This is a genomic window from Cupriavidus sp. 96C5-1 (assembly GCF_057798855.1).
In genome coordinates this window covers 1-24,743 of sequence record NZ_JBYOJU010000024.1, presented here as the reverse complement: position 1 = coordinate 24,743, position 24,743 = coordinate 1, and the positions used below count along the sequence as shown (strand labels likewise).

The 24,743-nt window shown below is 63.4% G+C and carries 22 protein-coding genes and 3 pseudogenes; 8 read left to right on the top strand and 17 right to left on the bottom strand.

The features are described from left to right. Positions 1–178: 178 nt before the first annotated feature. Both AC3FOF_RS23960 and AC3FOF_RS23955 read left to right on the top strand, forming a co-directional pair. Positions 179–444 (top strand): annotated as a pseudogene (locus AC3FOF_RS23960) (transposase); the annotation flags it as partial. A 120-nt stretch (positions 445–564) separates the two neighbouring features. Next, positions 565–891: pseudogene (locus AC3FOF_RS23955) on the top strand (IS30 family transposase); the annotation flags it as partial. A gap of 21 nt (positions 892–912) precedes the next feature. Here AC3FOF_RS23955 and AC3FOF_RS23950 read toward each other — a convergent pair. Both AC3FOF_RS23950 and AC3FOF_RS23945 read right to left on the bottom strand, forming a co-directional pair. Further along, positions 913–1,740, bottom strand: coding sequence for an alpha/beta hydrolase (locus AC3FOF_RS23950; RefSeq protein WP_488727969.1), 828 nt, complete (start codon positions 1,738–1,740; stop codon positions 913–915). A gap of 291 nt (positions 1,741–2,031) precedes the next feature. Further along, positions 2,032–3,387 carry an MFS transporter gene (locus AC3FOF_RS23945; RefSeq protein WP_276266536.1) on the bottom strand — a complete coding sequence of 452 codons (1,356 nt, stop codon included), beginning with the start codon at positions 3,385–3,387 and terminating at the stop codon, positions 2,032–2,034. A 461-nt stretch (positions 3,388–3,848) separates the two neighbouring features. On the opposite strand from AC3FOF_RS23945, the gene AC3FOF_RS23940 reads away from it, so the two are divergent. Further along, positions 3,849–4,862, top strand: a complete 1,014-nt coding sequence (locus AC3FOF_RS23940) for a helix-turn-helix transcriptional regulator (protein WP_488727968.1) — start codon at positions 3,849–3,851, stop codon at positions 4,860–4,862. A 288-nt stretch (positions 4,863–5,150) separates the two neighbouring features. On the opposite strand, the gene AC3FOF_RS23935 is transcribed toward AC3FOF_RS23940, so the two are convergent. Beyond that, positions 5,151–5,843: an NnrU family protein gene (locus AC3FOF_RS23935; RefSeq protein WP_276266538.1), complete on the bottom strand. Its 693-nt coding sequence runs from the start codon at positions 5,841–5,843 to the stop codon at positions 5,151–5,153. A 472-nt stretch (positions 5,844–6,315) separates the two neighbouring features. On the opposite strand from AC3FOF_RS23935, the gene AC3FOF_RS23930 reads away from it, so the two are divergent. Beyond that, positions 6,316–6,486, top strand: coding sequence for a hypothetical protein (locus AC3FOF_RS23930; RefSeq protein ID WP_488727967.1), 171 nt, complete (start codon positions 6,316–6,318; stop codon positions 6,484–6,486). Between the two features lie 244 nt (positions 6,487–6,730). Here the strand turns inward: AC3FOF_RS23930 and AC3FOF_RS23925 are convergent, their stop codons facing one another. After that, positions 6,731–8,536: a methyl-accepting chemotaxis protein gene (locus tag AC3FOF_RS23925; RefSeq protein ID WP_488727966.1), complete on the bottom strand. Its 1,806-nt coding sequence runs from the start codon at positions 8,534–8,536 to the stop codon at positions 6,731–6,733. A gap of 187 nt (positions 8,537–8,723) precedes the next feature. Here AC3FOF_RS23925 and AC3FOF_RS23920 point away from each other — a divergent pair. Further along, positions 8,724–9,012, top strand: a pseudogene (locus AC3FOF_RS23920) (VOC family protein); the annotation flags it as partial. Positions 9,013–9,018: 6 nt separating this feature from the next. On the opposite strand, the gene AC3FOF_RS23915 reads toward AC3FOF_RS23920, so the two are convergent. After that, the gene (locus AC3FOF_RS23915; RefSeq protein ID WP_488728044.1) at positions 9,019–9,657 is read right to left on the bottom strand and encodes a hypothetical protein; all 639 of its coding nucleotides are present in this window, start codon (positions 9,655–9,657) and stop codon (positions 9,019–9,021) included. Between the two features lie 348 nt (positions 9,658–10,005). On the opposite strand from AC3FOF_RS23915, the gene AC3FOF_RS23910 reads away from it, so the two are divergent. The 3 genes from AC3FOF_RS23910 (at position 10,006) to phbB (ending at position 12,691) form a co-directional block, all read left to right on the top strand. Next, positions 10,006–10,293 (top strand): hypothetical protein, encoded by a 288-nt coding sequence (locus tag AC3FOF_RS23910; RefSeq protein WP_276266542.1) that lies wholly within the window; start codon positions 10,006–10,008, stop codon positions 10,291–10,293. 945 nt (positions 10,294–11,238) lie between these two features. Continuing rightward, entirely contained in the window at positions 11,239–11,805 is a 567-nt protein-coding gene (locus AC3FOF_RS23905; RefSeq protein ID WP_488727965.1) for a phasin family protein, read from the top strand. Between the two features lie 142 nt (positions 11,806–11,947). Then, positions 11,948–12,691: an acetoacetyl-CoA reductase gene (gene phbB / locus AC3FOF_RS23900; protein WP_035813162.1), complete on the top strand. Its 744-nt coding sequence runs from the start codon at positions 11,948–11,950 to the stop codon at positions 12,689–12,691. Positions 12,692–13,053: 362 nt separating this feature from the next. On the opposite strand, the gene AC3FOF_RS23895 is transcribed toward phbB, so the two are convergent. The 12 genes from AC3FOF_RS23895 to AC3FOF_RS23840 all read right to left on the bottom strand — a co-directional run bounded on the left by AC3FOF_RS23895 (position 13,054) and on the right by AC3FOF_RS23840 (position 24,038). Beyond that, a complete protein-coding gene (locus AC3FOF_RS23895) occupies positions 13,054–13,737 on the bottom strand; it encodes a thiol:disulfide interchange protein DsbA/DsbL (protein ID WP_488727964.1) in 684 nt (227 codons plus the stop codon). 230 nt (positions 13,738–13,967) lie between these two features. Continuing rightward, positions 13,968–14,294 (bottom strand): hypothetical protein, encoded by a 327-nt coding sequence (locus AC3FOF_RS23890; RefSeq protein ID WP_017228005.1) that lies wholly within the window; start codon positions 14,292–14,294, stop codon positions 13,968–13,970. Between the two features lie 178 nt (positions 14,295–14,472). After that, entirely contained in the window at positions 14,473–15,291 is an 819-nt protein-coding gene (locus tag AC3FOF_RS23885) for a DODA-type extradiol aromatic ring-opening family dioxygenase (RefSeq protein WP_276266545.1), read from the bottom strand. A 75-nt stretch (positions 15,292–15,366) separates the two neighbouring features. After that, positions 15,367–16,215: an IclR family transcriptional regulator gene (locus tag AC3FOF_RS23880; RefSeq protein ID WP_276266546.1), complete on the bottom strand. Its 849-nt coding sequence runs from the start codon at positions 16,213–16,215 to the stop codon at positions 15,367–15,369. A 37-nt stretch (positions 16,216–16,252) separates the two neighbouring features. Beyond that, entirely contained in the window at positions 16,253–17,377 is a 1,125-nt protein-coding gene (locus AC3FOF_RS23875) for an FAD-dependent monooxygenase (protein WP_488727963.1), read from the bottom strand. A 373-nt stretch (positions 17,378–17,750) separates the two neighbouring features. Further along, positions 17,751–18,548: a YdcF family protein gene (locus tag AC3FOF_RS23870; RefSeq protein ID WP_276266548.1), complete on the bottom strand. Its 798-nt coding sequence runs from the start codon at positions 18,546–18,548 to the stop codon at positions 17,751–17,753. Between the two features lie 138 nt (positions 18,549–18,686). Then, complete coding sequence (locus tag AC3FOF_RS23865; protein ID WP_276266549.1) at positions 18,687–19,301, bottom strand: hypothetical protein; 615 nt, start codon at positions 19,299–19,301, stop codon at positions 18,687–18,689. Then, positions 19,298–19,951, bottom strand: coding sequence for a 3'-5' exonuclease (locus AC3FOF_RS23860; protein ID WP_017227999.1), 654 nt, complete (start codon positions 19,949–19,951; stop codon positions 19,298–19,300). Before AC3FOF_RS23860 ends, AC3FOF_RS23865 begins: the two co-directional genes overlap by 4 nt. A 47-nt stretch (positions 19,952–19,998) precedes the next feature. Continuing rightward, entirely contained in the window at positions 19,999–20,973 is a 975-nt protein-coding gene (locus tag AC3FOF_RS23855) for an oxygenase MpaB family protein (RefSeq protein ID WP_488727962.1), read from the bottom strand. Between the two features lie 44 nt (positions 20,974–21,017). Continuing rightward, the gene (locus AC3FOF_RS23850; protein WP_276266552.1) at positions 21,018–22,040 is read right to left on the bottom strand and encodes a cytochrome d ubiquinol oxidase subunit II; all 1,023 of its coding nucleotides are present in this window, start codon (positions 22,038–22,040) and stop codon (positions 21,018–21,020) included. Further along, on the bottom strand, positions 22,037–23,416 hold the full coding sequence (locus AC3FOF_RS23845; RefSeq protein WP_017227997.1) for a cytochrome ubiquinol oxidase subunit I: 1,380 nt from the start codon (positions 23,414–23,416) through the stop codon (positions 22,037–22,039). Before AC3FOF_RS23845 ends, AC3FOF_RS23850 begins: the two co-directional genes overlap by 4 nt. 4 nt (positions 23,417–23,420) lie before the next feature. Then, the gene (locus AC3FOF_RS23840; protein WP_017227996.1) at positions 23,421–24,038 is read right to left on the bottom strand and encodes a GbsR/MarR family transcriptional regulator; all 618 of its coding nucleotides are present in this window, start codon (positions 24,036–24,038) and stop codon (positions 23,421–23,423) included. Between the last annotated feature and the right edge of the window lie 705 nt (positions 24,039–24,743).

The window sequence follows — 24,743 nt, the reverse complement described above, 5'->3', positions numbered from 1 at the left end:
GCTTGGAAGAAAAAGGATCGGAGAACCTCTATCAATCCGATTTGGAGCGATTCCCGATTCTTGGGTGGAGGCGGGCAGCCCCTAATAAAGGGACAACAGGCGTGCGGCGGCCATCTGTGGGTCCCAGCGGATTTAAAGCTCGTTTGAAAATTCGCCGTAGATGCGTTCTAACGTTCGGATGTGGAAAAAGGAACATCGAGAGCGGCAGGCAAGCATGGTGGCCAAGACAAAGCGGTAGCCGCGCGATCTGGCGGACATGGAATGGGCAGCGATGGAGGGGCTGCCGCCGAAGCCCGCACAGCGAGGGCGGCGCAGGAAGGCCGATCTGCGGGAGGTCATCAACGCCTTGCGATACCTGGTGCGCTCGGGGTGGGCTGGCGCATGCTACCCAAGGACTTTCCGGCCTGGAAAACGGTGTACTGGTGGTTTCGCCGACTGATTCGGTCGCCATCGACGATCAGTCGTGAAGTAGCACGCCACGGCGGGTTGAGCCGATACGGGGCAACGTCAACGGATGGGAGAGCCTGGGAGCTCGTGTCTGGCCATCAACGGCAAACTGCGCCGCGTTTCACCATTCTCGCGAAGGTGAAGGGCAAGGATACCGACAGCGTCGTATCCGCACTGAGCAAACAGGTTCACAAGTTGCCTGCGGATCTGCGCCGAGCGATCACATGGGATTGAAGCGTGGAGCTCGCACAGCACAAGCAACTCACAATCGCGACCAACGTGCAGGTCTACTTCTGCGATCCACAAAGCCCGTGGCAGCAGGGCACGAACGAGAATACCAACGGACTGCTCCGGCAGTACTTCGCCAAAGGCACCAATCTGCCCGGCTACTCGCAAGGCGATCTGAACAAGATCGCCTTGCAATTGAATCAGCGCCCCAGCCGCGTTCGGCTGCGGCGCGCGGTGTCACCGTCCCGCGACCGCCACAAGTGCCTGCGCCAGGCAACCGTCGTGACGCGCGAGTGTCTCGAGTGTCGAAAAATGCGTGCAACCCGGTACGTGGATCAACTCGACCGTCTCGCCGGAGGCCGCACACGCGGCCGCATATTCATCCGACTGCCGCACGAGCTCCGTCAACTCCGCACCGCCGACCGCGACCACCGTTGGCACGCCCTTGCCGATATGTTTCAGCGGGCTGAATGCATCGATCTCCCGGGCCGACAACTTCAGTTTGTGGTTGAGCCATGACAGGCTGATCGGCTCCAGATCGACGAGCGCACTGATCGGCAGCGCACTCGTCACGACCGGGTGCCCGCGATACATCGCAGTCAGGTGCCCGCCAGCCGAATGGCCGCTCAGCACGAGCGGCCGCTCTCCCGTCCCGAGCCCGTCGCGATCGGCCGCAAGATGATCGAGCAGGCGACCGATTTCACCGACAATCTGTGTCATCGAAGCGTCGGGCGCCAGCGTATACTCGGCGAGTACGACATTGAACCCGTGCGCGAGCGGGCCGCTTGCGATGAACGCGAAATCTTCCTTCGCGCAATTCTGCCAATAGCCACCGTGGATAAATACGAACGTCGGCGCATCAGGCTGCCCGCATGCGATCCAGTCATAGCGTTCACGCGGGCTGTCGCCATAGCAAAGGTCGCGGCGGCACGACTCGCGCTCGTAGAGCTTCGCGCTGCGCGCCTGAAAATCGGCCAGTACGGTGGGAAAATCGGGGATGGCATCGACGTTGTTGTAAGCAACGTCGAGCGCCGCGCGGTCCATGCCGCGATAGAGCGTCATCATGTTCGTGTTCTCATCGGTTCCCAGGATAGACGGACGTGCTGCGCACGGGGCGATCGCGACGGAACGCAGGCAAAATCAAACCAAACAACTTCGCACTGCTTTGTAGTTGATGTCGTGCGAATTCCCGGCCGCTCGCTCGCTGAGCGTCGCACATTGGGCATCATCCCACGAACGCTCGCCCGGCACTATCGTGGCAGCGCCATTCATATCGAAAGCACGCCATCTTTCACCGTAAGCAGGCGCGACGATGAACGACATACCTTCCAGTTGCTGCCCGCTCCGGCAAGTTGATCAGCCTTGCGGCACTCGCTTGCCAACTCCGGTTGCAGGGTGGACATGAGGCGACGCCGAGCGTCGTTGGTCAATCAAGCCAACCGCAAACGCCGCGGCGAGCGCGGGCAAGCCGATCGCCATGAAGTTCTGCTCGAGCGGCAGCTCGATTTCCACCAGGATGCCGATCACGATCGGCGCAAGAATGGCGCCGCCGCGACCGACGCCAAGCGTCCAGCCAATGCCGGTCGAACGGATCGCCATCGGGTAAAACTGACTGGCATACGCGCTGTTGACGATCTGAGTCCCGATGGTCGTGGCGCCGGCGAGACCAACCAGCACAAACGACCAAAAGGTCGGCACGTTGTAGCCGAGCATCGTAATCGACACCGCTGCGAGCAGATACATCACGACCAACACCCGCTTGGCCTGGAACGTGTCCGCGAGCCAGCCGCCACCGATGGCACCGATCACCGCCCCGAAATTCAGAACCAGTACGAAAGTCAATGCGGAGCCGAGGCTGTGCCCCGCATTCGCCATCAATTTGGTCAGCCACGAACTGAGCGCATAGACCATGAACAGGCACATGAAACAGGCGATCCAGAACATGATCGTGCTGTATCCTCGGCCGTCGGCAAACAATTGCCGAACCGGCGCGCTGTTGACCTTGTCTTCGCTCGGAACGCTATATCGGTCACCCGGCTCCGGTTGGTAAGTCGGATCGAATTTCCCGGCGATGTACGCCAATTCCGCTTTCCGGTCGCGCTTGATCAGGAACGGTATCGATTCGGGCATCCATTTCAGGAGGAACGGAACCAGCAACACCGGCGCGCCCGCGGCGATGAAAACGGATTGCCACCCGTAAAGCTCGATCATTTCCTTGCCCATCATGGCGGCCAACATGCCGCCTATCGAATAGCCGCTGAACATCACCGCGACCATCGTGTTGCGAATTCGCCGCGGCGCATACTCCGTCATCTGGGCAATGACATTCGGCATCACGCCCCCGATGCCGACACCCGCCATGAAGCGGGCGGCGGCAAATACAACGGGCGTCGTGGCCAATCCGGCGGCGGCAGTGAAAACGCTGAACAGCGTCAGGCAGATGGCGATGGCCCGACGGCGTCCTATCCGGTCCGCGATCGTGCCAAACACAATGTTTCCGAACATCATGCCGAATAGCGCGGAACTCATCATGAAGCCGGCCTTCGCCGGATTGACGCCCATCTCCTTCATGATCGAAGGCAATGCGATGCCGGCAACAGCCAGATCGTACCCGTCGCACACGATAATCAATGCGCACCAGAAAAGAACCACGTAATGCAAAGCACCGAGCCTGGCGTCGTCGGCCAGCGAATGCAGGTCTATTTCACGCATGAACATCATCTCCTTTTGTCTCGCAGGACCCTGCAATCGTGGGAACGCCGAGCGTCGACAAGCCCGATGTTCCCACGACCTTTTAAAGGCCCTCGGATCGTTTTCTTGTTTTGAATACGGGTATTGAATGACTCCTGGCCCATTGCCACGAATCGTCGGACGCACCTTTTCGTGAAGACGCGCAGCGTTTCGGTACTGGCGCGTCGTCACGTTCGCTGTCTCGTCGGGTCGTGGAAGGGCGGGTGTGTCGCAGGCGGGGCACGTGGCAAGTGGAATCCGTATAATGCTTTTGGAGTGGAGACCTGTCCGGGCATCCGGTCGCTCGCCGCGACCGGGCGTCGCACACGATCCCATCATTCCCGGAACATGCGCGGGTGACTATCGCGGTTGCGTCGCCAATATCGGAAAAACGCCATTTTTCGTTGTCCGTGACAACGAGCGGCCCGCCACCCAGGAGACCAATGATGAACGACCGGCTTCCCCGCCTGCACCCGCCGGCGTTGCATTTCCCGCCGCTCTTGCCCGGTAGCGATATTCCGCGTGGCGCGCTGCTGTTCCAGTCCGACGACCTCGAGCACGCGCGCACCAGGATTGGCCGCATCTATCGCCCGTATCGGTTCACGGCCGGCGAGCGCCGCACGATGCCCGTCACCATGTTCAAGCTCGACGGCAACGGCATGGCGCTGACATGGTTCGCGTACGGCACCGACATTTCGATCCGGCCCGAGATTTGCGGCGACTTCGCGCTCGTGCTCACTACGCTGGCGGGACGCTCGGAAGCCCGCAGCGGCCCGGTCGATCATATGGGCGGCACCGGATCGACGGTGCTCGTCGCATCGGATGCGCGAGCGGAATTCCGCTACAGCGCGGACAACGTACAACTCGGCGTGCGCGTCGACGCGTGCCGCATCGCGGACATCTGGCGCAGCATCGCGGGGCGCGAGCCGCCGTCCGCACTCCCCGTGCCGGCGCTGCTTGATGCGCCACGCCGCGACCGCTGGCTCGCCTCGGTTCAATTGGTCAGACAGTTGCTCGATCCCGACGCGCCGGCCGCGCTCAGAGCGATGCAACTCCCGCGGGCGGAAGAAATCCTGCTGATGTGCCTGGTCGGCGAACAACTGACCGACGCGCTGCCGGCGGAAGGCGGCGTTGCGTCCGCCTGCGTGAGACGCGCGGTCGCGTTCATCGAGGAACACGCGGAGCGACCGCTGACGCTGACCGACATCGCGGCGGCATCGCATTGCAGCGTCCGCACGCTGCACCGTGCGTTCCAGCAATGGCGCGATGTCGGCGTCATGCGCCATCTGAAGGACGTGCGTCTGCGGCGCGTGAGAATGGCGCTGCAGGATCCGGACGAAACGGCCTCGATCACCGAGATCGCGACGCGCTGGGGATTCGCCCATCTCGGGCAGTTCGCCACGGACTATCGGAAAACGTTCACGGAACGGCCGTCCGACACGCGCGCGAAGCGCTAGCCTGCATGGCCGGCGAGCGATGCCTGTACAAGCAAAGCCGGCGTCGGCGCGAGTCGCGGGAGATTGACGAACCGGCGTCCGCTCGCCTCGACACGTAGCAGTCCTGTCGGACTCGCCCCGATGCGTCGCCGTGTCCAAACGGATACCCGCGCACCGACTCGGAGAAGCAACGCGATATTCTCGAAGAGTCTGCGGTTTTCAACAGCGGCCTCGGGCAATGCGTTCACTGCTCGGGAGCGCCAACTGGCGGTCCCGCGACCGTTGCATGGCGTACAGCCCGGGCCGCGGCTACAGCCAGCGCCAGATACCCGCAGCCCAACCGGCGAGTGGGAGATGGGCCCAAGTCGCTGCGAGCCAGACGACGAGGCCGCCCAACAGCGCGTGCAAGCCGAATCCGCCCAGCCGCGCACGGCCGGCGGCGATCGCCGCGAACGGCAGATAGCTGGTCTTCGACTCCCATGCGGGCCAGAGATCGGGCTGGAGCCGCTCCTTCTTCCGGTCCTGCAATGCGGCGCCGACGAGCGCGAGGAGGATGATGGCCGCTGCGACTATGATGTTCTTGGCCACCGGGAACACCGCGACGTGGCAAAGCCCCCAAAGTGCGAACGACCACATCATCGGGTGGCGCGTCACCGCGTACACGCCGCGCGCCGCGTCCGGGAACGTGCGGGGCCGGCCGCCGGTGGGAAGCGCAGGGTTGCGGATCAGAGAGCCCATCAGGAGGATCGATGCGATCAGCATGACGGCGGTCACAACCGCCCAGAGCGCGTTTCCTACCGGCCATAGCGGTGCCGTCAGGGGCGCCTTTAGGTAGGCCAGGATCAGCCAGCCGAGCGTCGAGACCGCTATCAGCGAATAGACGCCCTGAAACCCCGCTTCGCCAAATGCGCTGACCAAACGCCTGCGCAGCGGATGGGATAAGAGAAAGTGGCTGCCCACAAAGGCGACTGCCGCCGCCGCAACTGCGTTGGTGCTTCCCATTTGGCCCGGCTCCTCAAGTCATATCGTCGGCTGACCGTATCGCCCTGCGGATTCAACCGGTCAGCGCAACGAATTGATGGAATCGCTCAGCCGGTGTATCGAAGTCTAGTGGTTTTCGCGGACGGCATTGGCCGCTCAGACTTCGACCGGGTGCATTGCCTTGCATCACCGCCTGTATCGCGGGGTTGATCGGGTGGTTTTCCATGCATTCGACCTGCTGGCCCATGGCGGAAAGGACATTCTCGCCCGGCCCATCCTGGAGCCGGAGCGGAACGACGGTATGTCGGCGGAAGACTAGACTGGAATCAGCTGTGCAGGCATGGTGAGCTCCGGAACCGCTCCCGGATGGCCGTCATGCCACTGTCTCGGGCCTAGTCTGTTGCTGTCTTGTGAAGCCATGAAAACGGATCCACGCCGCGGTGCCGCGAAGGGCATTGGTCCGTTGCGGATGTTGGAAGCGTTTGCACTTGCCATGCTCGTACTGGCTACCGTCGGTGTGGCATGGCTGCTGCTTAGTCCTGCCGGCAGAGACTGGCTGGCAGGACTCACTCCACTCGAGCAGCGCTGCCTGGGGGCGTTCTGCCTGATCGCGGGCGTGCTCGGAGCATGGTACTGCGCGCGCCAGTGGCGCCGGATCGGCTGATCGCCGGAGGTAGCGCTGCCTGCGCCACTATGAGTGATCTACGATACACATGCAAAAGGCTATATGTGATCAATTAGCCATTTGCGTGAATCCGTGTTCCAGGCCTCGGGAGGCCATCATGAATCGGATCTGCCGCCCGACACCGGTCCGGGCGCCCGTGTACGCGTCCGAACCGGTCTCCTCTGCGTGGCGCCCGGTGTTGGTGGTTCCCGTGCCGAGGGGCTATGGCGCCGCTTTGCAAGGGTCAGGCATTGCCACTGCGCAGCTTGAACAGGCCGACCGTGCGCGCCAAACTGTGCGCCTGCTCGTTGAGCATCGACGACGCGGCGGTGGACTGCTCCACCAGTGCCGCGTTCTGCTGCGTGGCCTGGTCCATCTCGGCGACACTGCGATCGATCTGGCTGATGCCGGCGCTCTGCTCGTGCATGGCGCCGTCGATCTCGCCGATGATGCGGGTGACGCGCTGGATCTCCTCGACAATCTCGCCCATCGTTGCGCCGGCCGCCTGCACGCGTTCGGCGCCGGTTTTGACGCTGGCTTCCGAGGCCTGGATCAGGTCCTTGATCTCGCGCGCGGCGCCGGCGCTGCGCTGTGCCAGCGTGCGCACCTCGCCGGCCACCACGGCAAATCCGCGGCCGTTTTCGCCGGCGCGAGCCGCTTCTACGGCGGCATTGAGCGCCAGGATATTGGTCTGGAAGGCGATGCTGTCGATCACGCCGATGATCTCGGTGATGCGCGCCGATGACCTGGCGATCTCGTCCATCGTGCTGACCGCGCCCGACACCACCTCGCCACCACGCGCGGCCGTCGTGCTGGCCTCGCCCGCCAGGCGCGTGGCCTGCAGGGCGGCTTCGGCGGAGTTTTTCACGCTGGTCGTCAGTTCGGTGAGCGCGGCCGAGGTTTGCTGCAGGTTGCTGGCGGACGCTTCCGTGCGGTGCGACAGGTCGCGGTTACCCATCTCGATCTCGCCGGTGGCCGACGTCATGTTGTGGACGCCGGTGCGCACCTCCAGCAGCACCTCGCCGATCTTGTCGATGAAGGTGTTGAACGAGGCGGAGATCTGCGCGACTTCGTCATTGCCGACCACGGGCAGGCGGTGCGTCAGGTCGCCGCCGCCAGAGCCGATGGTGTCCATCGCATCGCGTACCTGTGACAGGCGGCGGAACGATTGCGTGGTGAAGAAGGCGGCGATGCCCACTGCCGCCAGCGTCAGCAATACCATCGCCACGCCCAGCGCCCGCACCACGTTGCGCAGGCCGGCGGTAGCCTCGGCCTTGTCCAGCGCGATCACCAGGTACCAGTCGGTGCCGCCCACGGCCTGCGCCTTGAGCAGCTTGGGCGCGCCGGCCAGCTCGACCTCCAGCGGCGCGGTGGCCTTGGTCAGCGAGGCCAGCATATCCGGCGTCAGCGAGGCGGCCACGTCCGTAGCCGGCTTGAGCATCAGCCTGGCATCGGGGTGGGCGATGACCTGGCCGTCGCGCGCGACCACGAAGGCCAGGCTCGACGGCGTCGGGTGCACGGCGGCCACCACCTCTCGCACGCCATCCAGCGGCACGGCGCCGCTCAGCGCGCCGGTGGCCTCGCCGTTGCGCATCAGGGGCGCTGCAAACGATACGTACTGCACGCCCGTCGCCACGTCACCGTAGGGCTTGGTGACGGTCAGCTTGCCGGCGGCGATTGCCGACTTGTACCAGGGGCGCACGGTCGGATCGTAGTCCTTGGGCGTGGTGGTGCTGCTGGAGTAGAACGTCTTGTCGGTCCAGCCGATGGTGGTGATCGGGAAACCGTCGGCTTGGCCCATGTGCTTGACCAGGCCGCGCGTATCGCCGTGATCGACCTCGTCGGCTGTGGCCTTCACGGCCTGCGCCTTGGCGTCCACCCACTTGTCGATGGCAAGCGTATTGCCGTTGGCGATGGCGGCCAGGTTTTGGTCGATGCTCTCCATCGTATTGTTTCGCACAATGGAATAGGTGGCGGCACCGGACAGCGCAAGCGCGCCGATCACGGTGGCGGACGAAATGAGGAGGATGCGGGTGCGGAGAGAGGACATCGTGATGCTTCTTGGGGTTTGAGGTCGAATTGGACTGCGTACCGTGATGACGACGCGCAGCCCTCCACCGGCTGCCGGTGGGCGGGCCACCTTGTGACCTACGGCAAAGACCGCGGAAACTTGAGGCCGCGATTCGAACATCGCGAATGGCAGTGAAGTTCCGGGCGCTCCCCGCTTCGGGCGGGAGGTGGCACGCCACTGCGCCAGGGATGTGCCGCTGTACCGCCAGGGCGCTATCAACTTCATCGTCAACCGCGAACCCGGGAGCCGGGCCGCCTTCCTCATGGCCGGGCACGGCCCCTCGGCCTGCGGCCTGGCGTTCCGTGGCAAGGACTCTCACAGGGCCTACAAGCGCGCGCTGGAATTGGGCGCGCGCCTATTGAGATCCTGACCGCCCGATGGAACAGCACCTGCCGGCCATCAGGGGCATTGGCGGGGCGCCGCTGTACCTGATCGACTGCTACGAGGATGGCAGACGAGCGCTAGGTGTGCGGCACAAAACGCCAGCTCGAGCCTTCCAGCGCGAAGCCGAAGCCAATGACCCGCTTTTCCGGCTGGCCATCAGTCGAAATCACGGCCTCGCAGCCAAGATTGCCGTCATTGCGGCGCAGGCTGCAGTTGTGCAGTTGTTTGACCACCAGCGACTGCATCATCGAAGTCAGCTCCGCGGCGTCCTCGGCGGATGGGTTCTTCTTCAATTCCTCACGGGCAAACTCGCGCATCGCGGCAGTGGCCTGGGTGACATCGGGACCATTCACATCCGGCACTTCGCGCCGTGCCAGGACCCAGGGCTCGGGATTGTCGCGGAAGGCCACTGCGCGATAGCCGTCGCGGAGGCCGGCCTTGATGCCGACGATACAGACAATCTCCCCGCCGCTGGCTGGCAGGCAGCCCTTGACTGTGTGCGCCTTGAAGGAAGCTGCCAACGCGGCCACGGGCAGCGAACGGGCCCGTTCGGCGGCGGCCGGATCGGTTTGCTCCAGTCTCTGGATACGCTCGGCTTCGGACTGCTGTATGGCGGTGGTGACCTGTGCCGGCGTGGGGGCCACGGAGGCTGCCAGCACGCTGGCGCTGGCGCTTGCCAGGCAAAGCGACAGGGACGCGAAAAGAGTGATACGCATGGGTGGGAGGAGAGCCAAGAAAAGGGGTGGCAGTGTAGCACCTGAGGTCGCTTTCATGAGCAGTAAAGGGCACGTGGAGCGGTCCTCACTCAAGTATCAGGCAAAGTCGGCAGCTTCATCGTGGATCGCTATGGCGTGCGTGGAGTGATGTCTAATTAAATTCATTTACGGGATGTTGTACGCCCGGCAACCTCAATGCCGCTGCGGTACGCTGCTGGCGCGCTGACAATGGTCTGTTGGCGCCCATGCGACGACGCGCGCGCGTGCGCGCATGAATATTCCTTACTATATTGTTCAGGTACAGAAAGCCACTCCAAAGCAATAAGAAACAATGCGGGAGGAAGTGCGATGCGTCCATTTTCAAGCTTGTTCAAGCTGCCAAGCCCGGAGAGAATCGCAGCAAAGGAGCTGCAGAGCATGCGCCTGATTTTGTTTCAGGCAGAACGACGCCTGCTCGATGCGCAGATGCGCGTGAATTATTATCGTGAGATGGTCGATTTCCTGGCAGACGTGCAGGCAAGTGGGCTAGAACACGTGATCGACAAGCGCCGCGTTCCTGCCTCCGACGACTTTGCACAAGCCTCGCGTATCTTTTCTGACATCACCACCGTCCCAATGGCACCGTTCGCCACCTGAACGATGCGCGTGGGGCCATGGCCCGGACGGCCAAGCCGTTGCCAAGTGCCTCAAGCTGCGGACGACGCACGCGGAACGCATGATGTTCGGCGAACGGGACGGCAGCGATCTCGCGGTTCACCAGGCGCGAACTTGCGCGCCTGAGTGTGCTCTTAATTGTCATGCCGATGGCGCCGGGATCGGCGGATTGGCGGCACGTTTCTGGGCTTTCTGGGCTATAGGAGATGCGGGCCGGCACCGGAAGAACGGCAATGGCGTTGCTGCTGTGCCGCATTTTACTCGAGCATGGTAGCGGTAAGAGCGCCTCAGGATTTGAGGCGTTTTCGTTCGGAAATGCAGCCGCGAATTAGTGGATAACCGATAGTTCTAAATAAAAAATTGATGACGGAACAAATAGTCTCCGAGAAGCGACCGTTTTGGCAACGATCAATCCATTCTTTTGGGGGGATAGAAAATTTATTCAATGGTACTGTTAATAAAATTTAATTCTGAATTTAAAACGTTCTAACATAACGTTGCTTTTGTTTCGCCTAGAATACTCGCTTGGTGATTATTTAGCCGCTTGATTGATCTGGTGTGGTTGATTGACCGCTCAGGTATTCAGATCTCCGCGTGCTCGAACACGCATCCTGGATCGATAGATGATGGGCTGAAACCGCAGCACGTCAACTCATCAAGCGCGAACGCTTTGAACATGTCCACCCGATCGCGGGCAATCGACGCAAGGCATTTTTTCCTCAAAACCTTCGGTTGTGGGCCCTGGTCTCTCGATAAGGGCGTAGACAGGCCTCTATGTGCTTTCGGGCGTGATCTGATGCTCAGGCTCTGACGCATCGGGGTCTCTCTCGGCACGTGGATCCACGGAGTACTGCATTTACCCGACTCGGACCGCAACGAGCCATCATCGGATGGCCAGGGGGTTGGGCCGCACTTAGGAGCCGCAGAATGAATCCGTTTTCCCCCGAGCATATCCTGGAAGCGCAAAGAGCGAGCCGCGAAACTTTGGTCGGCCTGACGACCAAGGTCTTTGACGGTTTCGAGAGACTGCTCGACCTGAATCTTCAAACCATGAAGGGCGCCCTGAGCGGGACAAGGGGAGGACTGCAGAAGGCCCTGTCGGTGAAGAGCGCCCAGGAATTGGTGGCACTGCAGATCGAGTTGCTTAAACCCGTGGCCGACAACGCGCTCACGTATCGCCGGCAATTTTTCGAAATTGCGTCGACTACGCGCGCGGAGCTCGACAAGGTTGCCGAATTCCACTACGAGGCGAATAAACGCGGGGTACAAAGGCTGATCGAAAGCGCTGTGAGCGCAGGACCCGCGGGCTCCGGTGCCGCGGCCGCCGCCTGGCAATCGGCAATTGATGCAGCCCATACGCTGTATGAGGCTGTGCAGGCGACGGCCGAACAAGCCGTGCAAGTTGCGGAGCGCGGCGCCGATACTGCCGCGGTGGCGGCCTCCAAGACCGTGAAGCCCGTGAAGCAGCAGACCGCGCAGGCAACTACGCAGTAGATCGCGATGGATGGGACTCCGCGACGCCAGCGCCTGCGGCACCGCTGTGTACCCACGTTTGAGAAAGGTGTCGCTGGGCCGGCAGAGCTTCCGGCCGGGTCATCTGACCTGCGGCCACATAACGCCTTGGGGGATTGAATCCATGACGAAGAAGATTGCCTTGGTAACGGGCGGTATGGGTGGATTGGGTGAGGCCATCAGTACCAGATTGCAGGAGACTGGTTGCGAGGTCGTCGTGACCCACTCCCCCGGCAACACCGGTGTCGCCAGTTGGCTGGCGCGGATGGCGGAGGGCGGGCGCAGATTCCATGCCTATCCCGTCGACGTGGCTGACTACGATTCCTGCCTGCGGTGTGTCGCAAGGATTCGAGCGGAGATCGGTCCCGTCGACATTCTGATCAACAACGCCGGCATCACGCGGGATTCGAGCTTCAGGAAGATGGAGAAAGTCGACTGGGAAGCCGTCATGCGGACCAATCTCGATTCGGTCTTCAATATGACGAAGCCGGTGTGCGATGAGATGGTCAAGCGCGGTTGGGGGCGCATCGTCAATGTGTCCTCCATCATCGGCTCGAAAGGCGGCTTTGGTCAAACCAACTATGCTGCGGCCAAGGCAGGCATGCATGGCTTCACCAAATCGCTGGCGCTCGAGGTTGCCAGGAGTGGGGTAACCGTCAATACCGTTTCGCCCGGTTTTATCGCAACCAAGATGGTGACGGCCGTGCCGCAGGAGATCCTGGACACCAAGATCATTCCGCATATCCCCGTTGGCCGTCTTGGCGAGCCGGAGGAAGTGGCGGCGCTGGTCGGGTACTTGTGTTCGCACGAAGCCGCTTTCCTGACCGGCGCCAACATCGCCATCAACGGCGGGCAGCACCTGCAGTGAACTGACGCTCCGCTCGGTTGTAAGGGACAGTACGAGCACGCTGACCCGAAAGACCGGACCGCGTCCATGCGTGGCCACAGCCTTGCGGGCGTGAAGCCCGCCCAGGCGTCCGAAGGGGTTGCACATGCCGCTGAATATCGCGCAGAGAGCGGCCCGGTCGTGCGCGGGTTCACCAGTCGAACGCACGCAGAGCGAGATCCAGGGTGATGAGTAAGCCCTGGATGGCCCAGAGCGCCTCCGCGAAGCTAGGGAGTCAGTCTGGGCATAGGACCTGGGTAGTCCGGGCACGCCCGGCTGGTACGGGAGCAGGGGTGCGGCGGAGGTCGACGAGGGCGCATGCCGTATGGCCTTGGCGGCAGCGCTTAGAGTCTTCTCGCGCGAATGCCATTGATGATTGAATCAGCGGTCTTGAGCGTTGCGTCGAACAGCTGCTGCTCGTTTGTGGCCGGAGTGCCTGCCTTCTGCATCGACTCGGCCGACGTCGCCGGTGCGACAAGATATTTGCCCTGGATGGCGATCGTCGGCGTGCCGTCGATCTTGTAGTCGCGCCAGGTCTTGTCGGCATTCCTTGTATTCGACTGCGTCGCGAAGCCGTTGTACGCGTCCAGATAGGCTTTCCTGTCGATGCCGAACTGGGCAAGGAAGTCGGCCTGCGCCTGCGCGGTGAGCAGATAATTGTGATCAACGTGGATCGCCTTGAATACCTTAGGCGTCATCTCTGCTTCCTTGCCGAGCGCCGTGAGCGCATAGAACATGCGGGTGTGCGGCTCGAAGCGGTCCTGGAAGGCGACGGCCACGCGCTTGAAGACCACATCCTTGCTCTGTTTCATTGCCCAAGCCTGCAATGCGGGCTCGAGGGCGTAGCAATGCGGGCAAGCGTACCAGAAGAACTCCGTGACTTCGATCTTGCCGGGGCCGGCTGAGGTGGGCTGGGCCTGCGGCAACACCAGATAATCGGATCCCGCCAGCAGTGCGGCCGGCGAGGCGGAGGCGGTGCCGGCCAGGAATCCAAGGGAAATCAGTACGCAGCCAAGAAATTTCTTCATGATTGTCGTGAACAATTGGGATGGGGGACGTGCCGGGTACAGGCGCCGTTAAGGCGAGGCACCTCGCCCATGTGACCAACGCCGCAGTGCAGGGTTCAGTTCCCGGCAACAGGAGTCCAATGGCGCGGTGGTACCCAACGACCTCGTCGCCGTCGGCAGAAAGCAAAAAGCCCCGCATGGCGCGAGGCTTTTCCCAGGCAGGCGGCAACAGCCGCCACGGAGCCGTCGGCTCAGTTTCCAGCAGCCGGTGCCGGTGCCGCTGCCGGCGCAGCCTTCTTGGCGTGCTTCTTATGCGACTTCTTCACCGGCGATCCATTCAGGCTGGCGCGCGTGCTCTTGTTCGCACCTTGCGTGTACGGGTCGAACTTGTCGCCAGCCTTGGCGCCGTCGGTATAGGGGTCGGCCTTGCCAGCCTTGGCGCCATCGGTATAAGGATCGGGCTTGCCGGCCTTGGCGCCCTGGGTGTACGGGTCGACCTTGCCGGTGTTCTGTGCCTGCGCGGCGATGGAGGCGGCGCCAAGGCACAGGGCGAAGGCGGCAACGACAATCTTCTTCATAACAGCTCCTTGGAGTGCCGCCATCCGGGCGGCGATGAACAGACGAACGTTAAGTGACCCGGGAACACCGGTCCCGTGATAAACGGATGGTTTTAAGTGTCCGTTGACTTGATCTGCGGGTTTCTTTTTGCAGGAGAAGAAACACACTGTTCGTGTTGCTGCACAATCGCCTGACCCGCTATGAGCGGGCTCCACCAAACATGAAGCTGGACACGGTGATGCCGCCGGAGAAGTTGTCCTCGTGATAGACCCGCGTGGCAAGCTCGCCTTCGGCCGCGCCGACGGCGACCATCAGCGGCAGCAGGTGCTCCTCCCGTGGGTGGGCCTGGCGCGCCGCGGGCGCGTTTTCCCAGCTTGTGAGCGCGGCGGTGCGCTGCTCCGGGGTGGTTGCCATGAGTGCGCGCTCGAGCCAGGCGTCGAATGCCGCGGACGCGTCCTTGCCTGCGGGGCCGAACGCGCGCAGGTTGTGATAGCTCAGTCCGCTGCCGACAATGAGGACGCCCTCCTGCCGTAGCGGCGCCAGCGCCCGCCCGGCGCTGAGATGCGCGAGCGGGTCGAGCCCGCGCTTGAGCGAGAGCTGCAGGGTCGGGACGTCGGCTCCGGGATAGATCACCGCCATCGGTGCGTACATGCCGTGGTCGAAGCCGCGCAACGGATCCAGCCGGGCGGGAATGCCTGCGTCTTCCAGCAGGCCGTGTACCTGGCGGGCGAGTTGTGGCGCGCCGGGTGCGGCATATTGGATGCGATAGGTGTAGTCCGGGAAACCGTAGTAGTCGTAGATCATGGGCGGATTCGGGTGCGCCATGACCGTGAAGTCCGGTTCTTCCCAGTGCGCCGACACCATCAGCACGGCCTTGGGCGCCACGCCTGCCAGTTGCGGCATCTGCTGCAGCGCGGCCTTGAGCCTGTCGTAACGGCCATGCATCTGTTCTTCCATCCAGGGCCAGGGCCCGCCGCCGTGGGAGATGAAGAAGGTGGGGAGGGCTGGCGTGGTCATCCGGTGTCTCCTGAAAATCCGTTATCGATCCGCTATGCCGTCTTTCGTCTTTCGTCTTTCGGCAATCCCGGCAATTCAGCGGCGCCGCCCGGCAACGTAGCCAAGCAGGCCGGACAGGTCGCGGGCGGCGCGCTTGACCTCGCGTTCCACGCGCTCGCGCAGCGCGCTGTCGCGTTCGAAGCGGATTTCCGGGCCGGCCACGCTGATGGCGGCCACGGTGGCGCCGCTGGCATCGAACACCGGCGCCGCGCAGGAGTCGATGCCGGGCTCGAACGCGGAGAAACTCCATGCGCAGCCGCGTTCGCGGTCGGCGGCAAGGATATCGCCCAGGCGGGCGTAGGTGGCCGGGCTCTGCCCGGTCACCATCTTAAGGGGTTCCTCGCCCAGGCGCTCGCGCAGCGCCGCTTCGGGCAAGCCGGCAATCAGCATGCGCCCCGGGGTGGTGAGATGGGCCGGCACCCGGCTGCCCACCTGGATATTGCTCACCAGGGTGGTTTGCGGCATGTCGCGCAGCAGGTAGAGCACGTCGCCGCCATCCAGCACGCCAAGGTAGGCCGACAACTGCAGGGATTCGCTTAGACCCGCCAGCACGCTGCGCGCGAATACGGTGAGATCCTTGGAGGCCAGCACCTTGGCAGCCAGCTTGACCAGGTCGAAGCCGGCCTGGTGGCCGCCCTGCGGCAGCCGTTCCACCATGCCCTCGTGTTCCAGCGTGGCGAGCAGCCGCATCACCGTCACGCGGTTCACGTCGATGCGCCGGCCGACCTCGCTCAGGTTGGTGGTGGACCCGCCCTCGGCGATAAAGCGCAGCAGCCGCAAGGCGCGGATCACCGGGCCGACCAGTTGCGTCTTGTCTTCATCGCCGCCATCGGCGATCTCGTTGGCGGCGGGCGCGGGCTGGGTCAGCGTGGGATTCTTGCTCATCGGTTCCGGTTGGGCGGGGTGGTGGCGGGGCCCTTGCTCAGAGCGGTACTTGCCAGGCGTTGTAATCGTACACCCAGTCCGCGTTGCCGCCTTCCTTGAGCCAGGCATTGCTGCGCGAGCCGATCTGGATGCGGCTGGTGCGCTCAAAGCGCGCGGCCCGGTAGCGTGCGAGCGCCGCCGGGATGCCGTTGCCGTCCGCTTCGGCCAGGCAGCGGGCCAGCACCACGCCGTCCTCGATGGCCATGCCGGCGCCTTGCGCCATGAAGGGCATCATCGGGTGGCAGGCATCGCCCAGCAGCGTGACCGTGCCGGCCGACCACGCTGGCAGCGGGTTGCGCACGTACAGCGCGGAGATCAGCACGTCGTCGCAGGCGTCGAGCAGGGCGCGGGCCTCCGGATGAAAACCGGCGTAGGCGGCGCGCACGTCTTCCACGCGGCCCGGCGTGGTCCAGGACTCATGGCGCCAGCTTTCCTGCGCCACCGTGGCGAAGACAAAGATTTCGCGGCCGCGGTTGAGCGGGAAGGTCACGATCTGCGAGGTCGCCTCCGGGCCCCACCATTTGGTGAAGGCCTGCAGGTTAGGCGTGGACAGGCGTTGCGCGGGCACCACCGCGCGGTAGGCCACCACGCCGGTAAAGACCGGATGTTCGGGTCCGAACAATGCGGTGCGCACCGCCGAATGGATGCCATCGGCGCCAATCAGCACGTCGACGTCGTCCTGCGTGCCATCGGCGAAGCGCAACGTGGCGCCGGCTTCATGCGGCATGATTTCCGTGGCCTTTTTCCCGAGCTTCACGCACTCGCCGGGCAGCGCGCCTTCCAGCGCGGTCATCAGGTCGCCACGGTGCATGGTGAGTTGCGGCGCGCCGTAGCGGATCTCGGCCTCGTCGGACATGGCCAGGCGCGAGGTTTCCTCGCCCGTATCCCAGACCCGGCTGATGCGGTGGGTGGGCCGCGCAGCGGTCTCGCGCAACGCTTCGCCGACACCCAGGCCATCCAGGGCGCGCACGGCGTTAGGGGTGAGGTTGATATCGGCTCCAACCCGGGCGAAGCGCGCAGCCTGCTCGAACACAACCACGTCCTGCCCGAGTTTGCGCAGCGCAATCGCCGCGGCGAGGCCGCCGATGCCGGCGCCGTTGATGCCAATCTTTTGTGAAGCCATGGTGCTTGTTCCTCTGGGGTCGCCTTGGAGTGGGCCCGGATGTGCGCCTCGCTGCTCAGCGGCTGCGCTTGCCGGTGTGTATGTTCAAATATGAACGTAGTGTTCATAAAAGAATATAAAGGCGGCAAATGGATGTCAATCCGAGGGTTTACTCGGGGGTGAGCGAGGAAAGAGGCCGCATTGCGGCCTCAGACTGTTGATAAACCTGAAGCATTAGCCGAAGCCGCCGAACGGGCCAAAGCCGCGCGCCATGACGACGGCCATCTCTCCCTCTCTCCTCAGGGCTGAGGTTTGCCCACACTCATGAGCGACTGACGGTTTTCCCGGCAAGCGGCGGCGGTTCTTTGCGTGCCGGTGCGACGCGCTTCGGAGATTAATATTCCCGCAATACCCAACCACTGATAAACGCGAAATACTCGCGCAACCAGGCGTTGTAGCGCAAATAGAGCGGCGTTGGGGCTCCTGCGCCAGACACTGTCCGGAACCCTGCCTTATGCGCAATCCGCTTCGCGCGTACCAGATGAAAATCACTGGTCACCAGCACCAGCGGGTCTCCAGCGCTCACGCCCTGTTGCTCCAGCAACCGGCGGCTGAAGAGCAGGTTTTCCTCGGTGCTGGTACTCCGGTCCTCCCGGATCAGGCGATCCGGCTCCAGGCCGTGCGCGATCAGGTAGTCGGCCATGATGTCCGCCTCACTGCAGCGCAGCCCGAAGTCCTGGCCGCCGCTCACCACCACTCGCGCCGCTGGCCATTGCCGTGCCAGTGCCAGGCCTTTTTCCAGTCGCGCAGCCAGGGTAGGCGACGCGGTGCAGTGTGGCGTGCCGGAGCCCAGTATGAGGATGGTTTTTGCGGGCGACCCCGTTGCCGCGGATTCGGAAATGCCGGCGTCGATGAAATAGAAGAACATTCCCAAGGTCACCAGCCACCCAGCAAATGCCGCCCCGCCTACCCCCCAGATCCATCGGTTCCGCCGGCTAGCCCTGCGCCATTGCGCCACGGCCTTCCAGCGCCATGACAGCGCGAGAAAGGCCGCGCCGATCGCCAGAGGGAGGACGACACCAAAGTTGAACAGGCCCATCAGCATCAGCGCGATGGCATCGGCAATCAGCAGTGCGCCAAGCAGTGCAAGGCAGATGCGCCGCCAGGTAGCGCCAGTTTTCAAGTCATGCATTGTTGTTCGAACCCACACCGTCAGTGAGTTGGCTAGTTGGTCGGGGTGATGCAAGGCCCGGCGCACCCCACTGTCCGTCAGGCCCAAGGGCGCGCAGGCGATCCAGGACGAGAGCGTTGACGGGCCATGTCGCTCCACTCAATCGACAACGGTGCGTGCGTCGCTTTCATCCAGGCAAACGGTCAGTTGCATGCCTTCCTTGTTGAAGGCGCAGTAGGGCAGGGGCGCACGCAGAGCGTTGGCGAGCGGGATGCCTGCAAAGATCAGAATCAATGATCCGGCGACCACGGATCGCACCAGCATCCCTGTGCCCGATATCGGACGATGACGCTGGGCGCGGACCGCCCTGACATGCAGAAATACCCCGCCACACAGCAGCGCCAGGCCGACCAGCATCGCTGCGGCAATCTCTTCCCGCCCTGGCGATAGAATCAGGTCGCCAACGTGATTTTCGGGATAGTGCAACAGCCACCAGGCACCTGCGCATACTTGCAGGACCCCAGCCATGCACCAGGCAGCACGGTGCCCTGCCAGACGAAACGCCGAGGCCACGAGCATGCCGGCAATCGCCGCGATCCAGGCGCCGGCATACATCATTTGATTGAAACTACCGCCAAACAGGGTGCCGCCCACGTCCAGAGGCCGCATCCCGTGGAAGGAAATCCAGCCGAGACTGGTAACGATCCCCAGAAGGGCAGTCCAGCTCAAAGCGGTGTCCAGCCATAACCACAGTCTTGGCACAGGACGAGTCATCGGTGGCGTTCCGAGGCTCCGCTCACATCGGATCGCGTCTGGCTTTCGCCCAGCGAGCGCAGGAGCGCCGGCACCTTGGCGCTGCTGGTGGTCTGCACGCGGGCGATGAGGTCGTAGTCCACGCGGCTCATGCCGTAAGCCTGGGCGATATCGTGCTGCAGGCGGTGCCAGAGGTGGCTGGTCATCTGCGCATCGGCCATCGCCCGGTGGGCACGCCCGGCCTTCGGCAAGCGCAGCATATCCACCAGCGTCGACAACCGGTGGTTTTGCGCGTGCGGGTAGACGCGCCGCGAAACGAGCATCGTGCAGGCAAAGGACTGATCGGCGGCCATCCCCAACTGCGCAAGCTCGGCTTGCCAGAACCTGCGGTCGAACCCCGCATTGTGGGCCACCACGGGATGCTTGCCGACGAATTGGGCCACTTCGCGCATCACCTTCGACGCCGCGGGCGCCGACGCAATCATGTCGTTGGTGATGCCGGTGAGGTGCACGACGTCCGAAGGGATGCGTCTGCCCGCGTTCATCAGGCTCTGATACTGGTCGACGATTTCCCCGTCGCGCAGCAGGATGACAGCAATTTCCGTGGCCCGGTCGCCTTGACGCGGTGACAGTCCTGTCGTTTCAAAATCCAGAACCGCAACGGTCTGCATAGTGTTCTTTTCCTATTGTTGGTCAATCGGCCGCGCGTGCCACCGGGTCAGGACGACTGCGTCTGCGCCGCCGGTGCGGGCTTCATCGCCCGCCGCCGCGCGCGCGCCGCCAGGCCGCTGCCAAGCGCCCAGCGCAACGTTGGCGCCAGCACCCGCATGCCGGCCAGCGAGACCGGACGGCGGATCGCGGCGCTGCCATGCAGCCCAAGCTCGCGCTGTACCCAGCGCGGCAATAGCGCAATGCCAGCGTCGCCCATGATACGCACCGCCGGCACCAGCAGCGGGCTGACCACCGGCATGGCCATGACCAGCCGCACCACTTCGCGGGTGCGATCGCTTACCACCAGTTGTGGGCGCATGCGCTCCAGATAGGCGGCGATGGCGGCGGCGCTGCGCGGCACGTCGGTTGCGCCGAGCATCTCGGCGATCTGCGCCACTTCCGTGTAATAGCGATCCTGCTCGGCCACCGGGAGTGGGCCGACATAGCGCAGGTAAGCCGTGAGAAAGCTCGACACCTCGGCCACATGCACCCAGGTCAGCAGCGCCGGATCGTCGGCTGAGTAGGGGCGGCCATCCGGCGCCGTGCCCTTGACCGACGCGTGGATGCGCCTGACGCGGTCAATCAGCGCCAGCGCATCGGCGCGGTTGCCGTAGGTGGTGCCGGCGATGAACTGCGCGGTGCGGCCCAGGCGGCCCTGCATATCGGTACGGAAGGTGGAATGATCCCACACGCCGGCCAGCGCCAGCGGATGCATGGCCTGCATCAGCAGGGCGCTGACGCCGCCAGCCAGCATCGCGGGGAAATCCGCGTGCACGCGCCAGCAGACCGCGTCCGGCCCGAACAGCCCGGGATCCCCGGGCGGGTTGTCGTAGTCGAGGCTGAGGCCGGAGTTGCTGCGGGTCAGGCCCCGCACCTGCGCGCCGGCACGGGCGCGCAGGCGGTCCAGCAGCCGGCGGGGAAGGGGGACGGCCTGGGACGTGGACGGCGGGGTGCCGGGTTGTTGGCCTTGCGAGCCGCTCATAGGTGCCTGGTGTGCGTGGTGTTGCGAGGTTGATTGACCGCCGCTCAATAGTAATGCAGGTCAGTCGCCTTCCCCCAGAATACACGGTAGGCATACAGCGTGTAACCCAGGATGGTAGGCAGCACCACTGCCGCGCCCACCAGGATCACCCCCAGCGATTCCGGCGCGCTCGCAGCTTGCCAGATATCGATCTTGTCCACCACAAGGTAGGGGAAGATGCTGTACGCCAGGCCATTGAACGCCATCAGGAAGATCACCGCGGTACCGGCGAAGGGCACCCAGCACCAGCGGTCGTTGCCGCGGTCGTGCATGGCCGGCATGCGGCGCAGCAGCCGGTCGATGATAACGAACAGCGCCACCGTCACCAGCGGGATCGGCGCCAGCAGGATGATGTTCGGCAGCGAGAACCATTTGTCGAAGATGCGTTGGCTCACCATCGGCGTCACCACCGAGATCGCCGCCACCCCCACGCCGGTCAGCCACAGGCTGCGACGGGCCCAGTACATGGCGCGCCGCTGCAGGCTGCCGCTGGTCTTCATGATCAGCCAGCCCGCGCCCAGCAGGCAGTAGCCCGCCACCAGGCATAGTCCCACCACCACGGCAAAAGCCAGGTCGAGCCAGTCGTACCTGAATCCGGTGATGTACAGGCCCAGCATCAGGCCCTGGGAGAAGGCGGCCAGCAGCGAACCGGCGTAGAAGGCGCGGTTCCACCACGGCTTGTGGTGGGCGCGCGCCTTGACGCGGAAGTCGAAGGCTACGCCGCGGATGATCAGTCCCGCCAGCATCAGCGCCACCGGCAGGTACAGCTGGGTCAGGATCGCGCCATGGGCGATCGGGAAGGCGGTGAGCAGCAGGCCCACGCCGAGTACGAGCCAGGTCTCGTTGGCATCCCAGAAGGGGCCGATCGAGGCGATCATGGTGTCCTTGTCGGCATCGTCCGCGCGGCGCAGCAACACGCCGACGCCGAGATCGTAGCCGTCCAGGATGACGTAGATCAACATCGAGATGCCCATCAGGGCGAGGAACACCAGCGGCATCCAGCCGGCGGGTTGGGTCAGGTCGTTCATTCTGCGCTCCGCAATTCGCCGGGCACCACGGCTTGAGGGGTTTCGATCCCGGGCTCGTCCGTAGTCTGGCTGGCACCTGCCTTGCGGGCCAGATAGAACACCACCGAGACATAAGCGGCGATCAGCGCCAGGTAGAGTGAGAGATACATGGCCAGGGTGGCGCCGATCATGGTCGCCGGCACCTTGGAGGCCGCCTGCGCGGTCGTCAGCACGCCATACACCAGATAGGGCTGGCGGCCGATTTCCGTGACGTACCAGCCCGCCACCAGGGCTACCCAGCCGGAGAAAGTCATGGCCACCAGCATGCGGGCCATCCACGGTGCGGGCTGTCCTTGCCTGCGCAACTGCCAGGCCGCCAGCCACGACACTGCCAGCATCAGCAGGCCCACGCCCACCATGATGCGGAAGGCGAAGAACAGCGGCGCCACCGGGGGATGCTTGTCGCCAAAGGCGTCGATGCCCTTGATCTCGCCGTCGGCGCTGTGGGTCAGGTAGAGCGACGCCAGCTTGGGAATGGCGATCTCGAAATCATTGCTGCGCGTGCTTGCATTGGGCAGTCCGAGCAGCACGGCTGGCGCGCCTTTCCCGGTCTTCCAGATACCCTCCATCGCGGCGATCTTGGCCGGCTGGTGGTGCAGCGTATTCAGGCCGTGCAGGTCGCCCGCCACGATCTGCAGCGGGATCAGGACGGCCGCGATGACTACGCCGGTGCGCAGGGCGGCCAGCACGTCGGGCGCGCGGTCGCCGCGCAGCCAGCGATAGGCCGAAATACCCGCCAGCAGGAAGGCCACGGTCAGGCCCGACGCCAGCAGCATATGGACGAAGCGGTACGGGAAGGACGGGTTGAAGATCACCGCCAGCCAGCTCGTCACGTGGGCGCGGCCGTCGATCATCTCGAAGCCGGCCGGGGTTTGCATCCACGAATTCAGTGCCAGGATCCAGAACGCCGACAGCGTGGTGCCGCCCGCCACCAGCAGCGTGGCGATCGTATGGGTGCGGTTGCTGACCCGGCGCATGCCGAACAGCATGATGCCGAGGAAGGTGGCTTCCAGGAAGAAGGCGGTCAGTACCTCGTAGGCCAGCAGCGGCCCGGCGATATTGCCCACCGTTTCCATATAGCCCGGCCAGTTGGTGCCGAACTGGAAGCTCATGGTGATGCCGCTGACGACGCCTAGCGCGAAGGTCAGGGCGAAGATCTTTACCCAGAAGCGGTAGGCCGCCATCCAGCGGTCGTCGCCGGTCTTGTTGAAGCGCAGCTTGAAGAACAGCAGCACCCACGTCAGCGCGATGCTGATGGTGGGGAAGAGGATGTGGAAAGTGATATTGGCGGCAAACTGCACGCGCGCCAGCACCACCGGGTCTAACGACGAAAACATGGAACTACTCCTTCCGGGTGCGGGTAGGCTTGGCTTTTACGACGCTGGCCGGGGGGCTGTCGGCGCGAGGCTTGCCGCCGATGGCGGCACTGAGCTTGTCCTTGACCTCGAGCAGCTTGTTCACCCTGGAGCCGAGCTTCATCAGCTTTTCCAGCGTGGCCACGTCGAGTTTCTGGATATCGCCGAACCAGCTCGTGACCAGCAGGATCAGCTGGTACATCTCCTTCATCCGCTCCTGCGCATGGCGGTCGTTCGGATCGGACGGGTTTTCCAGCTGAACTTCGCGCAGCATCGACAAAGTCGGGTCGATCTCACGCCGGCGGCGCTCCTCGGCCAGGGTCCGGAAAATGGCCCAGACATCGTCCGGCGCCGAGAAATACTCGCGGCGGTCGCCTGGCTGGTGCGACAGCTTCACCAGGTTCCACGACTCCAGCTCCTTCAGGCCGATGCTGACGTTGGAGCGGGAAAATCCCAGCGCCTCGGCGATCTCGTCGGCGTTGAGCGGGCGCGACGCCGTAAACAGCAGGGCGTAGATCTGCCCGACCGTACGGTTGATGCCCCAGCGGCTGCCCATCTCACCAAAATGGAGTACGAAGCGCTGGATCAGGGGCGAGAGTTGCATCTTGTCTGTTTCGAATTTTTAGTAAGTTGTGAAAGTTTAGAACAAAAGAGAAGGAAGCTGGAGGGGCGCGGATGCGTCAAGGTGTCGCTGTTTGTCCGGTCCCGGAGGGGCAAGAGTCAAGGTTCGGCTGGCTCAGGGGGGGCGAACCCTTTTGTTCTGCGGCTTGCCATTCGGAGGGGCTGGCCTGTTTGTGCCGCTTCCATGGCTCGCTGCACCCCTATGCGGCGGTTCCTGCGCTCGCCAATTCGCCAGCAGGGCCGAGAGGGCCGCGCCCGCGAGGAATTTCAGAAAAAGCTTGCAAGCTGCGTTCGAAAACATTAGTATTCGCTCCCCGCATCAAACGTTGCTTGCAAAGCAGGCGACGAGAAAATAGTTGCGGGGATTAACAGAAGTGGCGGCGATATTTGCTGCGGCGAAAATAATTCGCAAAAACTGTTGATTAAAACAAGATTAAGCTTCATAATCTCGTTTCTCTGCTGCAGACAACGCAGCGACGCGGTAAGCAAAGCGAACCGCGGCAAGTTCTTTAACAAACAAACAACCGATAAGTGTGGGCGCTTGATAGCGGATGCGGAAGACTTCGGTCTTTTAGCTTACAAGTTATAAAGTGCTCGCACAGTAAAACATGTTGGTTATGTCTTCGGACGTAGCCAGTCAGTTTTCTGAGAGTGAGCGACCGCTCGAAAGAGCGAGATTCTTCGGAAT